Annotated in this window: 14 protein-coding genes; 8 read left to right on the top strand and 6 right to left on the bottom strand. The window is 69.6% G+C overall.

What is annotated here, in order from left to right; translation table 11 throughout:
• Positions 1-42: 42 nt before the first annotated feature.
• Together AB0H64_RS12095 and AB0H64_RS12090 are read right to left on the bottom strand one after the other, a co-directional pair.
• Complete coding sequence (locus tag AB0H64_RS12095) at positions 43-372, bottom strand: type II toxin-antitoxin system PemK/MazF family toxin (RefSeq protein ID WP_357623101.1); 330 nt, start codon at positions 370-372, stop codon at positions 43-45.
• A complete protein-coding gene (locus AB0H64_RS12090; protein WP_357623100.1) occupies positions 338-673 on the bottom strand; it encodes a hypothetical protein in 336 nt (111 codons plus the stop codon). Before AB0H64_RS12090 ends, AB0H64_RS12095 begins: the two co-directional genes overlap by 35 nt.
• A 136-nt stretch (positions 674-809) precedes the next feature.
• Here AB0H64_RS12090 and AB0H64_RS12085 point away from each other — a divergent pair, with 136 nt between their 5' ends.
• The 7 genes from AB0H64_RS12085 to AB0H64_RS12055 all read left to right on the top strand — a co-directional run bounded on the left by AB0H64_RS12085 (position 810) and on the right by AB0H64_RS12055 (position 7,878).
• Positions 810-1,499 (top strand): sulfite exporter TauE/SafE family protein, encoded by a 690-nt coding sequence (locus tag AB0H64_RS12085; protein WP_357623098.1) that lies wholly within the window; start codon positions 810-812, stop codon positions 1,497-1,499.
• A gap of 117 nt (positions 1,500-1,616) precedes the next feature.
• The gene (locus tag AB0H64_RS12080; RefSeq protein WP_357623096.1) at positions 1,617-2,087 is read left to right on the top strand and encodes a hypothetical protein; all 471 of its coding nucleotides are present in this window, start codon (positions 1,617-1,619) and stop codon (positions 2,085-2,087) included.
• A 68-nt stretch (positions 2,088-2,155) separates the two neighbouring features.
• Positions 2,156-3,112 (top strand): hypothetical protein, encoded by a 957-nt coding sequence (locus tag AB0H64_RS12075; protein WP_357623094.1) that lies wholly within the window; start codon positions 2,156-2,158, stop codon positions 3,110-3,112.
• 304 nt (positions 3,113-3,416) lie between these two features.
• Positions 3,417-4,529, top strand: a complete 1,113-nt coding sequence (locus AB0H64_RS12070; protein WP_357623092.1) for a substrate-binding domain-containing protein — start codon at positions 3,417-3,419, stop codon at positions 4,527-4,529.
• 60 nt (positions 4,530-4,589) lie between these two features.
• Positions 4,590-5,351: an ATP-binding cassette domain-containing protein gene (locus tag AB0H64_RS12065; protein ID WP_357623090.1), complete on the top strand. Its 762-nt coding sequence runs from the start codon at positions 4,590-4,592 to the stop codon at positions 5,349-5,351.
• A complete protein-coding gene (locus AB0H64_RS12060) occupies positions 5,351-6,613 on the top strand; it encodes an ABC transporter permease (RefSeq protein WP_357623089.1) in 1,263 nt (420 codons plus the stop codon). The genes AB0H64_RS12065 and AB0H64_RS12060 overlap by 1 nt, the downstream gene beginning before the upstream one ends.
• Before the next feature lie 35 nt (positions 6,614-6,648).
• Positions 6,649-7,878, top strand: coding sequence for an ROK family transcriptional regulator (locus AB0H64_RS12055; RefSeq protein WP_357623087.1), 1,230 nt, complete (start codon positions 6,649-6,651; stop codon positions 7,876-7,878).
• 24 nt (positions 7,879-7,902) lie between these two features.
• Here the strand turns inward: AB0H64_RS12055 and AB0H64_RS12050 are convergent, their stop codons facing one another.
• From AB0H64_RS12050 to AB0H64_RS12035, 4 genes are all read right to left on the bottom strand, one after another.
• Positions 7,903-8,736: a neutral zinc metallopeptidase gene (locus AB0H64_RS12050; RefSeq protein WP_357623086.1), complete on the bottom strand. Its 834-nt coding sequence runs from the start codon at positions 8,734-8,736 to the stop codon at positions 7,903-7,905.
• Between the two features lie 204 nt (positions 8,737-8,940).
• Entirely contained in the window at positions 8,941-11,745 is a 2,805-nt protein-coding gene (locus AB0H64_RS12045; protein WP_357623084.1) for a hypothetical protein, read from the bottom strand.
• Between the two features lie 45 nt (positions 11,746-11,790).
• Positions 11,791-12,096, bottom strand: a complete 306-nt coding sequence (locus tag AB0H64_RS12040) for a hypothetical protein (RefSeq protein WP_357623083.1) — start codon at positions 12,094-12,096, stop codon at positions 11,791-11,793.
• Between the two features lie 302 nt (positions 12,097-12,398).
• Positions 12,399-13,271, bottom strand: a complete 873-nt coding sequence (locus AB0H64_RS12035; protein ID WP_357623081.1) for a neutral zinc metallopeptidase — start codon at positions 13,269-13,271, stop codon at positions 12,399-12,401.
• A gap of 146 nt (positions 13,272-13,417) precedes the next feature.
• On the opposite strand from AB0H64_RS12035, the gene dxs reads away from it, so the two are divergent.
• Positions 13,418-15,298 (top strand): 1-deoxy-D-xylulose-5-phosphate synthase, encoded by a 1,881-nt coding sequence (gene dxs, locus AB0H64_RS12030; protein ID WP_357623552.1) that lies wholly within the window; start codon positions 13,418-13,420, stop codon positions 15,296-15,298.
• Positions 15,299-15,357 lie beyond the last annotated feature (59 nt).

Genomic DNA, 15,357 nt, shown 5'->3' with positions numbered 1-15,357 from the left:
GCTGCCACCCGGCGAAATTCCGCTTCGCCGGGTGGCGGCCGTCTACAGCATGTCCGTGACCCAGCTCGTGATCTCCTGGACGACGTCGTCGGACACGATGCCGACCCTCCTGGTGAAGCGCAGGGGCGAGACACTGCGAACCTGCTCGGCCATGGCCCAACTGGGTTTGTCCAGGCCGGTGCCCTCGCAGCCGACGGGGATGTGGTTGTCCCAGCCGCGCTCGGTCGTGGTCAGCGGAACGACGATCTTCACGGCGATGGCGGCGTTGAAGTCGTCATTGCTGACGACGAGCACAGGGCGATGGTGACCCTGCTCGCGGCCGGTGGGTTCGCCCAGCTCAGCGAGCCAGATCTCGCCCTGGATGACCCTCATCTCTCTCCTCGGGAAACGTGATGAGCCCCTCCCACTCGGGTGCGATGCGGGGGGAGCGTGGCAGGGGGCCTTGGACCAGCCGGCTTTCGGCCAGATAGTCGGCCCAGGCTTGGGGGTCCTCCTTCTGGGTGCGCTCGATCTGCTCCGCGACGGTCTGCCAGCGCTGTTTCTTCTCCATCTCCGTGATGGCCTGGTCGATGATCGCGGTCATGGGTTCACCTGCCTTTCTGGCGAGTGCTGCGATGCGGTCTCTCGTGGTGACGCTGACGCGGATCGTCGTGGCTTTGGGTTTCATCGGCATACTCCGGAGGCTACGTCGGCGTCTGTCAGGACCATACACATCCGCGGTTACTCTCGCATCATCATCGGCAACAGAGAGTAAAGATGATTGACTCTCGCCCATGACTCCTGCGGTATTAGTCCTCATTGTTGGTGGTTTGGCGGTCTTTGTGGGCGCGGTCGTCCAGGGCAGTGTGGGCTTCGGCCTCGGGCTGGTGGCCGCGCCCGTGCTGACCATGCTCGACCCCGGCGTGATGCCCGGGGCGATGCAGGTGGCGAACATGACGCTGCCGCTGCTGACCCTGGCCGCCGAGTGGCGGAGGGTGGACTGGCGTGGCCTCGGCTTCGCCGTCCTGGGCAGGCTGCCGGGCAGCGTGGTCGGCGCGGTGATCGTGGTCCAGGTGTCCGTCCACGCGCTGGGCGTCCTCGTGGGGGTCATGGTGCTGGTGGCGGTCGGCCTGACGGCGAGCGCGCCGGCCGTGCCGCGCAACGGCGCGACGATCGCGGGGGCGGGGTTCGTCTCGGGCGTCACCGGCACCGCCACCGGCATCGGCGGCCCGCCGATCGCGCTGGTCTACCAGCACGCCAAGGGGCCGCAGATCCGCGCGACCCTGGCCATGTTCTTCTTCCTGAGCGCCGGTCAGTCCCTGGTCATCCTGGCGGCGGTGGACCGGTTGCCGGCGCGGGCCCTGGTGACGGGCGCCGCGCTGCTGGTGCCGATGGCGGTGGGCTTCGCGGTGTCGGGGCCGCTGCGGCGCTACCTCGACGGCGGCAAGGTCCGGACCGCGGTCCTGGCGGTAGCCGCCACGTCCGCCGCCGTACTGATCGCCCAGAGCCTCGTTTCCTGACCGCCGACCGAGGAAGTGTCCGCGTGAACGACAGGTGGCTCCGGGAGCGACAGGCGGCCGATCTGAGGGCGTTGACAGTGCGTATACGCCGCCGTTGCGGCTCACTACGATTCCGCCATGCCTTTCGATCTTGTGCGGTATGCCTTCCTGGTCGCGTTCATATTTCTTCTCGCGGGCGGTCCCGCGGCCGGGGCCATCACGGCCGCGATGCTCTCCGCCTCGCCCAGCCGCCACAAGTTCATGGGGCGGGGATTTGTCGTCGGGGGACTGTCCGTGTCGCTCGCCGGGGTCTTGTTGCTGGGGCTCGGCGCGTGGCTGGGGCGTGAGGATTCGCGCTACGGCATCATCGAGTACCTGGAACTGCTGGTGATCGCCTTCATCGGCGCGGGTCTGCTCGTGACCGGTCTCGGCCCGCTGCCTTCGTGGCTGCTGCGGCTCTCCGGTCCGTATGCCGAACGGCTGCCGCTGCCCTTGCGCCTGGCGGTCCGCGACCTGGCTCGTCGTCGTGTTCGCGTGGTGCTCGCGATCACGCTGGCGATGGTGGCGAGCGCCGTCGGCATCGTGCTGACGGTCATCGCGGTCGCGTAGCGACGCAGAGCAGGGCCGCATACGCTCCCCAGGCCCGGCCGGGCACCTTGTTGGTGCGGTCGAGCCCCTTGTTCGCGCAGCCTTTCTCGGCGGCCGATGCGGGCACCGTGCGAGCGGCGATCGAGCGGGAGTTACCCGGGGTGCCGATCGCCCAGAGCGAGCGCCCCTCGGCCCTCTCCTGGTACTTCGACGCGAGGGCGGAGAACGTCGAGATACCCGAGGAGGCCGTCTACGGGGATCAGGTCATCGGTGACGAGAAGCTGCTGCGGTACCTCACGGGCAACCAGTCGACGCCGTACGACGAAGGCACGGCCGTGGTGATCACGTCAGCCGACGTGAAGGTCGACTCGGTGGTGCTCTCCTACGAGATCAACGAGAACGACGAGACGACGACGAGCAGGACTGTCCGGGCGGTCCTCGCCAGGACCGCCGACCCGCACATGGAGACGATCTTCGTGCCCTCGAAGATCGTCCGGGACCTCGGCTACCAGCTCCGACCGGACGAGCTGATCGTCGACCCCTCTCTCCGCCGGGTCACGGCGGAGGAGCAGGAGCGCCTCGACGACCGGCTGGACGACGCGGTCGCGAAGACCTACGTCGAGCGGGGCTTTGAGGCTTCGACCGGATGGCTGCCCATCGTCGCGGCGGCATTCCTCGTCGCCCTCGCAGGTGCGCTGGCCGCCGGCCTCGGTGAGGCCGCGAACGCGCGCCAGGCCCGGGTCATGAGGCGGGCCGGCAACGGATCGGCCACGGCCTTCCGGTGGTTCTGCGCCTTCCGCGCGGGCCTGAGCGCCCTGTGCGGAACGGTCCTTGGCGCGATCGCCGGATGTCCCGCCGGGATGTTGCTGCTGTGGCCCCTGACGGCGCCCACCACGTGGGACGACCCGGCACGGGTGCCGTTCGAGACCCCCTGGCCGGCGATCGTGGTCGTCGTCGCCGGCCTTCCCCTCCTCGCCGCCGCCCTCAGTGCGCTTCTCGCCCGCGAACGGCCGCGCCTTCCCGCACCCGCGGCGCCTCGACCCTGAAGCCGGGGGAACGCCTCGACGGCGGCGAGGTCCGGACCGCGGTCCTGGCCGTGGGGCCACGTCGGCCGCCGTACTGATCGCCCAGAGCCTCGCTCCCTGGCCGCCGATCGAGGAAAGCGCTTGCGTACTGTGCCTGCGTGAACGGCGGTGGCCGGCACGGTCGTCCGTGTTGAGGGGACGTTTCTGGATTGTTACCGGGAACAACAAACTGCCCCTTCTGGGGGTCTTCCAAAGCAGGCTACGGCGGAATACGTTGCCGCAAACAACATTCATCCGGGCCCCTCCGGAAGAAAGGACCCTGCACATGCGCAAGGGGATCCTCAGTACGACCGCCGCGGCCGCCGCGCTCGCCCTCGGTCTCACCGCCTGCGGGGGCGACGGCGGTCAGAGCACGACCGACGCCTCGGCACAGGCATCACCACAGCAGAAGATCGGGAAGATCGGCGTGATCCTGCCCGACAGCAAGTCCTCGGCCCGCTGGGAGACGGCGGACCGCAAGTACCTGGAGGAGGCGTTCAAGGCCGCCGGGGTGCAGTACGACATCCAGAACGCCCAGAACGACAAGACCGCCTTCCAGACCATCGCCGACCAGATGATGACCAACGGCGCCACCGTGCTGATGATCGTCAACCTGGACAGCGGCACCGGCAAGACGGTGATCGACAAGGCCCGCTCGCAGGGCGTGGTCACCATCGACTACGACCGGCTCACCCTGGGCGGAGGCGCCGCCTACTACGTCAGCTTCGACAACACCAAGGTCGGCCAGCTCCAGGGCGAGGGCCTGAGCAAGTGCCTGGCCGAGAAGAAGGCCGACAAGCCGATCGTGGCCTACCTCAACGGCTCGCCGACCGACAACAACGCCACCCTGTTCAAGGCCGGCTACGACGGCGTGCTCAAGCCCAAGTTCGACTCCGGCGAGTACGTCAAGGGCCCGGAGCAGTCCGTCCCCGACTGGGACAACACCCAGGCCGGCACGCTCTTCGAGCAGATGCTCACCACGCAGCCGAAGATCGCCGGCGTGCTCGCCGCCAACGACGGCCTCGGCAACGCCGCCATCACCGTGCTGAAGAAGAACAAGCTCAACGGCAAGGTGCCGGTGACCGGCCAGGACGCCACCGTCCAGGGCCTGCAGAACATCCTCGTGGGCGACCAGTGCATGACCGTCTACAAGGCCGTCAAGAAGGAGGCCGACGCCGCCTCCAAGCTCGCGGTCGCGCTGGCCAAGGGCGAGAAGCCGGCGGCGAGCGGCAGCGTCAAGGACCCCGAATCCGGCCAGGACGTGCCGGCCGAGCTGATGGAGCCGGTGGCCATCACGTTCGACACGGTCAAGGACGTGGTCGCCGACGGCTACGTCACCAAGGAGGAGCTGTGCACGGGTGACTTCGCCGCCAAGTGCACCGAGGCAGGAATCCAGTAACGAAGCTCATCCGGGGCGCGGCCGGCGCCGCCCGGCCGCGCCCCTGCCCGAGGGAGACCCATGACCCCCCTGCTCGAAGCGCGCGGGATCGACAAGAGCTTCGGCCCCGTGAAGGTCCTGCACGACGTGACGTTCTCCGCCTACGCCGGCGAGGTGACCGCCCTCGTCGGCGACAACGGCGCCGGCAAGTCGACGCTGGTCAAGTGCATCGGCGGCATCCACCCCATCGACAACGGCGAGCTGCTCTTCGAGGGGCGTCCCGTCCAGGTGAACGGCCCGCGCGACGCCGGCGAGCTCGGCATCGAGATCGTCTACCAGGACCTGGCGCTCTGCGACAACCTGGACATCGTCCAGAACATGTTCCTCGGCCGGGAGCGCCGCCGGGGCATCGTGCTGGACGAGGACACCATGGAGGAGCTCGCCGAGCAGACCCTGAGCGGCCTGTCCGTCCGCACGGTCAAGTCCATCCGCCAGCAGGTCTCCAGCCTGTCCGGCGGCCAGCGCCAGACCGTCGCCATCGCCAAGGCCGTGCTGTGGGACAGCAAGGTCGTCATCCTCGACGAGCCGACCGCCGCGCTGGGCGTCGCCCAGACCGCGCAGGTGCTGGAGCTGGTGCGCCGGCTCGCCGACAACGGCCTGGCCGTCGTCCTCATCTCGCACAACATGAACGACGTCTTCGCCGTCTCCGACCGGATCGCGGCGCTCTACCTCGGCAGGATGGCCGCCCAGGTCAGGACCGCCGACGTGACGCACGCCCAGGTCGTCGAACTGATCACTTCGGGCCGCAGCGGAGATCTCGGCCTCAGGAACGGGGTCATCTGATGAGCAAGGTCAAGGAGCTTCCCGGCGAGGCGGTGGTGGCGGCGGTGCGTTCGCCGTCGATCGGCCACAGCGCCCGCGCCTACACCGAGAGGGTGCGCGCCGGTGACATGGGCGCGCTGCCCGCCGTCCTCGGGCTGGTGGTGCTGTGCACGGCCTTCGCCCTGGCCCGGCCCGCGTTCCTCAGCGCCATCAACTTCGCCAACCTCTTCACCCAGGGCGCGGCGATCACCGTGATCGCCATGGGCCTGGTCTTCGTGCTGCTCATCGGCGAGATCGACCTGTCGGCCGGGTTCAGCAGCGGCGTCTGCGCGGCCGTCCTCGCGGTCACGCTGACCAACATGGGGCTGCCCTGGTACGTCGGCGTGCTCGCCGCGATCGTCACCGGCACGCTCATCGGCACCGTGCTCGGCACGCTCGTCGCCAAGGTCGGCATCCCGTCGTTCGTGGTGACGCTGGCCGCCTTCCTCGCCTTCCAGGGGCTCGTGCTGGTCCTGGTCAACGAGGGCACGAACATCTCCATCAACGACCCCGTCATCAAGGCCGTCGCCCAGCGCAACCTGCCGCCCGCGCTGGGCTGGGCGCTGTACGCGGCCTGCGTCCTCGCCTACGCCGGGTTGCAGGTGCTGCGGGCGCGCAAGCGGGCCGCGCGCGGCCTGGTGGCCGATCCGCCGTCGCTCATCGCCGCCCGGGTCGGCGCCCTGGCCGTCCTCGCCGGCCTGGCCGTGTACGCCCTGAACGTGGAGCGCAGCTTCAACCCGGCGTTCGCCTCGCTCAAGGGCGTGCCGATCGTGGTGCCGGTCATCCTCGCGCTGCTGGTGCTGTGGACGTTCGTGCTGCGGCGCACCGCGTTCGGCCGGCACGTGTACGCGGTCGGCGGCAACGCCGAGGCGGCGCGCCGGGCGGGCATCGCGGTCGACCGGATCAGGGTGAGCGCGTTCGTGATCTGCTCGTCCATGGCGGCCGTCGGCGGCATCGTGGCCGCCTCCCGGGCCAGCTCCGTCGACCCGAACACGGGTGGCAGCTCCGTGCTGCTGTACGCGGTGGGCGCGGCGGTGATCGGCGGCACGAGCCTGTTCGGGGGCAAGGGCCGGGTGCTGGACGCGGTGCTGGGCGGCGCGGTCATCGCGGTCATCGACAACGGCATGGCCCTCATGCAGTACGGCTCCAGCGTCAAGTACCTGGTCACCGGCTTCGTCCTGCTGCTGGCGGCGGGGGTGGATGCCGTGGCGCGCAAGCGGGCGGCCGCCGCTGGTCTAAGGTGATCAGCGACTTTCCGTCGTTCAAGGATGCTCAGACGATGCGTGCGGGCCCCTCACAGGAGGACATCAGGCGTCACAACCTCGGCGCCCTGCTGCGCCATGTCCACCTCGGGGGGCCCACCTCGCGGGCCGAGCTGACCGCCAAGATGGGGCTGAACCGCAGCACCATCATGGCTCTGACCTCCGATCTCACGGCCGCCGGCCTGGTGCGCGAGGAGCTGCCGCGCGAGACCGGGCGCGCGGGCCGCCCCTCGCTGGTGGTGCGGCCGGAGTCGTCGCGGGTGTACGTGTTGGCCTTCGACGTGGGCCCGGACCGGCTGGCGGCGGCCCGGGTCGGGCTGGGCGGCGCGATCCTGGACCGCCGGGAGACGTCGCGGCGCCGCGGGCCGTTCGACCTGGACGAGCTGGCCGGGGCGCTGGCGGGGTTCGCGCGGCAGATGCGGCGCAAGACCCGCGCGGACACCGTGTGCGTCGGCGCCGCGGCGGCCGTGTCCGGAGGCGTGCGCAGGGACGACGGGGTGATCATGTTCGGCCCGAACCTGGGGGCCGAGGCGGTGCCGTTCGGTGAGGAGCTGGGCCGCCGGCTGGGCCTGGGGCTGCCGGTGAGTGTCGGCAACGACGCCAACCTGGCGGCGCTGGCCGAGCACAGCCGCGGCGTGGCCGTCGCCGTGCGCGACCTCATCTACCTGCACGGGGACGTCGGCATCGGCGGCGGCATCATCACGGGCGGCCACCTGCTGGGCGGTCACGACGGCTACGGCGGCGAGGTCGGCCACATGGTGGTCAACCCGGGCGGCCGGCCGTGCGGCTGCGGCTCGCGCGGCTGCCTGGAGGCCGAGGTGGGGGAGCGGGCCCTGCTGGAGGCCGCCGGGCGCGGTTTCGAGCCGGCGCCGGCCGGGGAGGCCGTGGGCCGTCAGGGGCGCGAGGCGGTGCGGGCCGTGGTGGACGCGGCCGACCGGGGCGACATCGTGGCGCAGGAGGCGCTCAAGCGGGTGGGCGACTGGCTCGGCCTGGGCGTCGCCAACCTGGTCAACATCTTCAACCCGGAGATGGTCATCTTCGGGGGCATGCTGCGGGAGGTGTACCTGGGCTCGGCGGCGCAGGTGCGCAGCCGGCTCGCGACGCACGCGATGGGCCCGCAGCGGGAGAAGCTGCGGCTGCGCACCTCGGCCCTGGCCGACGACGCGACGCTCGTGGGCGCGGCCGAGCTGGCCTTCGCCCACGTGCTGGCCGATCCCCTGGAGGTCCTGGCCCGCGTGACCGGCTGAGACCGTCCCAGGGGAACCGGGTCGTCAGGAGACGCGGGCGGACGACGCCGTCCAGGTGTTGCAGGAGGCGGCCGAACCGCTGGAGTAGCCGCGGTCCTGCCAGTAGGCGAGGTTGCGCGGCTTGCCGTGGACCTTGCTCTCGTGGGCCTCGCGGACGGCGCCGATCCACTGGTCCCACGTGATGCCGGGGTCGACGGAGTCGAGGGCGGCGCTGTAGAAGACGCCGGCGAAGCATTCGGCCTGCATCTCCAGCCGGTGGCTGAGCACGGTGCGGGCGCCGCCGCCGGATCGCCAGTAGAGGCGATTCTGCTCGTCGAGCATGCCGGTGAGCTGCTGCACGTGGTGGCCCCACTCGTGGGCGACGGAGTGGGCGATGTTCATCTTGAACGGGTCGGTGAGGTCCCGCTTCATGATGCGGATGGCGACGGTGCGCTGGGCGGGGCAGTACTGCGCGCCGTTGCTGGTGATCCTGCCGCAGACCGAGGAGCTGCCCGTGGTGATCGTCACCTTCGGCGAGGTGTAGCGCAGGCCGGCGGACTTGAACCGGATGGCCCAGAAGCGGTCCGCGCAGCGGGCCATCGCGCGGTGGAACGCCTTGAGCGAGGCGGAGCTGCCCTCACGGATCTCCGGGATGGGGCAGGACAGCGGCGCGGCGGTGCCGGAGCGGTAGATCTGGTTCTTGGCCAGCACGGCGGGGGGCACCGCGGCCGCGTGGGGAACGCCGGAGGCGGCCTGTGCCGCAGGGGAAGCAGCGGTGGAGACCGCCGCGGGGTCCGCCGCGGTCTGCGCGCCGGCCGTACCGGGCGTGACCAGGCCCGCGATCACGCAGACCGACGCTGCGACAAGGGGAATACGCACGATCGCGGATACTAGACCAGTTGATGGTGATTTGGTGGGCTGTCTGGGGAAAAGGCCGGGAACGCGAGACGCGGCCGCGCCCCGAAGGATGCGACCGCGCGGATCGTGACCCGGGGGTGGCCGGCATGGCCCGGCCGGGCAGGCTCCAACCGGCAAGGCCGTACCACACGCCAGCCAGGTGATCGTCTCCGGCGGCCGGCGACATCAACCTCCTTCGCCGGCGCCCTGTGCGTGAGACCTTTTGAATGCCTCCACGAACGGCGCCTTTTCTTCTCGGGTCAGCCTTTCGAAGGACTCCCACACTCGCCGTTCTTCTTCCCTGGAGATGCCGGCTCCCTCGATCGCCGACGCGAGTTCGAAGATCGGCGCCCCGAATTCTCGGCGCGCGAAGGCGTTGGTCATGAACGCGAATTCCGGATCGGGCTGGCCACGGGCGATCCAGGCGCGCACGTTGGACAGCATTCTGTCCCTGCCCCGGTCGAGCTCGCCCTGCCAGTCATCGCCTTTCGATCTCAGCTCCATGACGTGGTCGACGCAGTGATCAATGGCAATGAGGTTGATTCGCAGCACGGCCTCGCGGACAGCCGGATCGGTAAGTGCCTCCGGGATGAGCACAGGGTTCAATCCGTGCGTAGGACTCCTGTTGTCGCGTTCGAGAGCCTGCACCGGGTGACCGTCATCGCCAATTCGGGCGGGGCTTGACCTCGGCCCCTGCATGGTTTCCTCGATGGCATAGAGCGCCCAATTGCTCTGAAACGTCAGCCCGACCTCTCTCGGTGGCAGCGGATCGAAGAGCGGGGATCCGCCATTGCTCCGATCGAGGCCCAGATGGAATTCGTAACCCTGCTTCGTTCCAGGATGAGGATCCCCCGGGGACTGGGCGAAGAACATGTAGCGTCCCGTGAACGAGGTCTCCGGCCCGTACATGGCGGAGAGCATCTCTTGGATGGTTCCACGGAAGCCGTTGTCGACAATGGTGATGGCACTCTCACGTCCCACGGGCACCCCGCAGCTCCGGAGATAGTCGGTCAACAGTTGAGCGGCTCCAGGGACATCACTGGGGTCCACATCATGTGCCATATGCCGCAGACCCTTCAGCTCCGGAAAGCTCCTGCCCCCCCGTTCCAGGTCCTGTACTGCTGCTTCCGCCATTTTCCTGGACACAAGAGCCACGGTGCAATGGCGTTCGAAGAACGCCGGATCCACCAATACCCTGGTCAATTTCTCGGTCACGCGGGCCATGGCTTCTCCGTCGCGGCCCAGGTGGAGGAGCGTGTGGCCTGCCGCCGCGTCCGCCACCAGATCGGGGATCATTTTCTCGACGGATCTGACGATGGTCGGCGCATGGTTCGCCCTGGCCGCGTCGTACGCCACCTCCAGGGCATTCAGAGCCTTTGGATGCGACAGGCTCAACTCCGCACTGACCTCGCTGATCGCCTGGGCGCGTTGATTCATGTAGGCGAGCGGGCTGCGGGCCTCGGCCCCGTGCACGTCCATCATGGCCTGCACCCACTCGGACGTGGGAGTCCTCGGATGATCCGGAAATGGCTGACCCGCCTGCGGGTGGGAAATCTCAGCAGTATGCGTGACGGGCGCATCCGCCGGTTGGTCCGGCGCTGTGTCGGGAACGATCCCCTGGACATCGTGACCGGTGTCCTTGGGATCCACCGTCAAGTCGGCGACCTGCACGGGTTCCGTCGAAGGTCGCCGGCTGTCGGCGAGGGGCGGGCCGGCTGCATGAGAATCCTGACGGCCGGGGCCGGGACCACCCTGCTCATCGTGAACGGCTCCCTTCCTGCCGAGGAGGGCCGCTTCGATTCTGTTGTGCCCCGGGGCGGCCTTCGGGTCCGGTGAGGCGACAGCACGGTCGGTGGAAGGCGCCCTACGAGCGTCCGGACCCATGGGGTGTGGCCCGCCGCCTCTCGCAAGGAGATCACCGATCGCGTTGTCAGGCGTGGCGGTTCGCGGTTCGCGGACCGGGGAGCCGGGCGTGCCGATCCGGCTGTCGGGTGAGGCGTGCGGGTGGGTCTGCGTCGTGGCCTGGGCGAGATCGGTGTGGTGGGCGGTGGGAGGACTTTCCGGCCCCACCGTGCTGCCGCGTACGGCTGCGCCATCGGAATGGCGAGCGGCCAGGTGCGGGGTGGCCAGGTGTTGGCCGTCGGCGCCAAGGGCCGCGGATGTGCCGCTCTTGAGGATCAGGTCCCAGTCCAGCGGCCGGCCGTCCAGCACGGTGCTGATCGCAGCGGCGGCCGACCCGGCGACGCCGTACTGCAAGGCCTGGCCGGGCACCGTTCCCGTCAGCAGAGCCATCAACTTCTCGCCGAACGCGGCCTCTGCCCGAGCGATGCCGTCCCGTAACGCCGGCGTGGCCAGCCGGCCCAATCCGCCCTGGAGCAGCCCGGTAAGGAGCCCGCTGATCGCCCCGTCCCGCACAGTGATCAGCACCTGGTGAGTGTCGATCTCATCCCGCCGCCCGCCCTTGACCTGCGAAAGCTCTGTCACCAGCTCCAACGCCCCGCCGATCGAGGCGAACAGGACCGCGAGCTTCGATGCGAGCATGGCGATCTGCAAGGCGCTCATGCGGCTTACCCGTAAGAAGGCACTGAGTGCCCATGGCGCCCGCCAGATCAGGAACGGCACGACCGTCATCATCAGGATCACGATGAGTGTGATCATGCGCTGGGCGTGCTGGATGGTCACCCCCACCCCGTTCAACGCGAGTGCCGCGTTGATCAGCCGCTTGACAAGATCGGCTCGCCGGCCGCCCACCTTGTCACGCACATGTGCGACGAACAGCCGCTGCGCCGCGCCGTCCCACCGCTCCCCCACGAGGTTGGCCGTAACCAGGTCCGCGGCGTCGGTGTCGGCCACCACCCGATGCGCCGCCACCACGCACGCATCGGCCAACCGGAAGCATCGTCGCGGGTTGACCTCGGGCCATGCCATCGCGGTGACCCAGTCGACGTACGGCCGCAACGCCTCCGGAACGACACATCCGTCAAAGCGCATCCCCCACCGCCGTTCCGCGGCGCGGGGAAAGGTGACCCAAGGCGGTCACGTACGCAGTTCGCTGGAGTGCTCGGCCACCTCGTAGAAAGCCGAGCCTCGGGCCAGGCCGTCGCCCTCGTGTTCCAACTCATCAAGCAAGGCGCCGAAGAGGTCGAATATCCCCTTTTCGATCGCTGGGAGTTTCCTGGCCAGCTCCGCCCCGTACACATCGTCCCCAAGGGCGGCTCTGTCCTCGTCGAACGCCCGCCGCAGCTCCTCTTGGGCCTCTGCCAGCTGATCGTAACGATTCCGGGCGACGGCACTCGCCCACCGCATCGACGGCCAGTGCGCGGAGTAACCCTGATCCCTCATAGCGCGTCGCTCTCACCGAGAAGCTGTGGCACGACCGATCAGCTCCATGAACGTTCTCGACAGCCCGGCTTGATGCTCGGCATCTCGCGACGCGGGTCCACCACCACGTCGGTGAGCAGCCCGTCGTCCGACTGGGCTGCTCACCGACCGCTCATGCGAGCTGTAATGGACATCCGAGCGCTGTGCGGACCTTGACCGGTCGCGTCACCGGGCTCCCGAGCGCCTGTCGAAGATGATCGGCACCCATCCAACCGGCAGGAACGGCTTGCGCGCCGACCCGGTGATCGTTTCCGGTCACGGCACTAGGCGACCGCGCGGGACGAGGCGGCCCAGGTGTTGCAGGAGCCCGGGGAGGCGGAGCCGTAGCCGCGGTTCATCCAGTACGCCTGCGACGAGCCCCTGCCGTGGTCGTTCTGCGGCCAGGCCTTGCCGCCGTTCTTGCGGAACCAGTCGACCGTGTAGTCCCACTCCGACGGGTCGATCGGGAGCGTGTCCTCGATCGTCCGCATGAAGACGGAGGAGAAGCACTCGGCCTGGAGCTCGGAGCGGCGCGAGAGCTGGAGCTGACCCGCCTTGGAGGCGCGGGCGCGGGCCGGCCAGTAGTAGTTCCAGATGCCGGAGATCTGCTGCACGTGGTGCCCGTACTCGTGCGCCATGAGGCGGGTGATGCCCAGCGCGAACGGGTCACGCAGCTGCGTCTTCGTCACAAGCATGTACATCGTGCGGTCGACGGAGCAGTAGACGCCGTCGGCGCCGGTGCTCCACGGGCCGCAGGGCGTGCGCAGCTTGCGGGTGATGATGCGCAGACGCGGCTTGCTGAACGACAGCTTCGCCTTGCGGAACTGGCTCGACCACGACGCGTTCAGGCAGTTCGTCACCTTGGTGAGGAACCGCTTGTAGGCGGCGGTGCTGCCCTTGGGCAGGCTGCCGGGGGAGCAGTGGGAGCTCGCGAGCGTCCCGGTCCTGTACAGGGGGTTGGCGGTGGCGGCCGCCTTGCCGCGCGGCGGCGCGGCGAGCTGCTGGGCCTGCTGGCCGGAGTTCAGGGCCTGCTGCTGGGCCTGCTGCTGGGCCTGCTGTCCGGCGGTGTTGACGGGGTCGGTCTGTGCTGCCGCCGTGCCCGCACCGACCAGCGAGGCGAGCACGCCGGTGGCCACGAGAGTCGTCAGCTTCCTCATGGGGAGAGTCTTCATAGTGAGGGAAAGACTAGGTCAAGATCGGACATATGTGGGTGGAATTGACTCGATGGAGTCAGCGAGGCATCCACGAACTAGACTTCAAGCCGTTGGCGCACAGGAGCAGAGGGGATGCATCCGTGAGCGGGTTGCTGGACTCGGTTGAGGGACCGCACGACGTCAAACGGCTCGATGCCGAGGAGCTGCCGAGGCTGGCGAACGAGATCCGCGACCTGCTCGTCGACTGCTGCTCCCGCTTCGGCGGGCACCTCGGCCCCAACCTGGGTGTGGTGGAGCTCACCATCGCGATCCACCGGGTGTTCGACTCACCCCGCGACCCGGTCATCTGGGACACCGGCCACCAGGCGTACGTCCACAAGCTGCTCACCGGCCGAGCCGCCGGCTTCGGCGCGCTGAAGCAGGAGGGCGGCCTGTCCGGCTACCCGAGCCAGGCCGAGTCCGAGCACGACTTCGTCGAGAACTCCCACGCCTCCACCGCCCTGTCCTACGCCGACGGCCTGGCCAAGGCGTTCAAGCTGCGCGGCGAGCGTGACCGCACGGCCGTCGCCGTGATCGGCGACGGCGCGCTCACCGGCGGCATGGCCTGGGAGGCGCTCAACAACATCGCCGCGGTCAAGGACCTCCCGCTGGTCATCGTCGTCAACGACAACGGCCGCTCCTACTCGCCGACCATCGGCGGGCTCGCCTCCCACCTGTCCAAACTGCGGGTCACGCGCCGCTACGAGGACTTCCTGGAGTACGTCAAGGAGAAGATCGGCAACGTCCCGGTCCTGTACGACGCGCTGCACGGCTTCAAGAAGGGCGTCAAGGACATCCTGGCCCCGCAGGTCATGTTCGAGGACCTCGGCCTGAAGTACGTCGGCCCCATCGACGGCCACGACGAGCAGGCCATGGAGGCCGCCCTGCGCACCGCCCGCGACTTCCGCGGCCCGGTCATCGTGCACGCCCTCACCCAGAAGGGCCGCGGCTACTCCCCGGCCGAGAACCACGACGAGGACCAGTTCCACTCGCCCGGCGCCTTCGACCGGGTCACCGGCGCCGAGAAGCCCAAGGGCCGCATCTGGACCGACGTCTTCAGCGAGGAGCTGGTCCGGCTCGGCAAGGACCGCGAGGACATCGTCGCGATCACCGCCGCCATGCTCCACCCGACCGGCCTGGCCGCCTTCGCCGACGCCTTCCCCGACCGCACCTACGACGTCGGCATCGCCGAGCAGCACGCGCTGACCAGCGCGGCCGGCCTGGCGCTGGGCGGCCTGCACCCGGTCGTCGCCGTCTACGCCACCTTCCTCAACCGCGCCTTCGACCAGCTCCTCATGGACGTCGCCCTGCACCGGCTGCCGGTCACCGTGGTCCTCGACCGGGCGGGCGTCACCGGCGACGACGGCGCCAGCCACAACGGCATGTGGGACCTGTCGATCCTCCAGGTCGTGCCCGGCCTGCGGATCGCCGTGCCGCGCGACGGCGAGCGCCTGGCCGAGCTGCTGCAGGAGGCCGTGTCCGTCACCGACGGCCCCACGGTCGTCCGCTTCCCCAAGGGCCCGGTGGCCGCGCCGATCGAGGCGGCCGGACGGCTCGGCGAGATGGACGTCCTGCGCGCCGGCGACGCCGACGTGCTGATCGTCGCCGTCGGCCCGATGGCCCAGGCGTGCATGGACGCCGCGGTGCTGCTCGACGCCCAGGGCATCTCGGCGACCGTGGTCGACCCCCGCTGGGTCAAGCCGCTCGACGAGGCCCTCGTGCTCGCGGCGGGCGCCCACCGGCTGGTCGCGGTCGTCGAGGACAACGGCCGCGTCGGCGGCGTCGGCGACGCGGTGGCCCGGCTGCTGCGCGACGCCGACGTGGACGTGCCGGTCCGCACCTTCGGCATCCCGCAGGAGTTCCTCCAGCACGCCAAGCGGGCCGCGATCCTCGGCCGCGTCGGGCTCACCGGGCAGGACCTCGCCCGCCAGATCACCGAGGCGGTCGCCCGCCGCGACCAGCCCATGAGGAGCCCGTCCACCCAGCGCTGACCCCGGGCCGCGTCAGGTGCGCGCGCCGGTGCATGATGCCCGCGTGTGTGGGCAAGGTC

The organism is Nonomuraea sp. NPDC050733, assembly GCF_040654215.1.
In the GTDB taxonomy this organism is placed as follows: domain Bacteria; phylum Actinomycetota; class Actinomycetes; order Streptosporangiales; family Streptosporangiaceae; genus Nonomuraea.
Note: the sequence above shows the minus strand (reverse complement) of the source record. Positions and strands in the feature narration are given on the sequence as shown.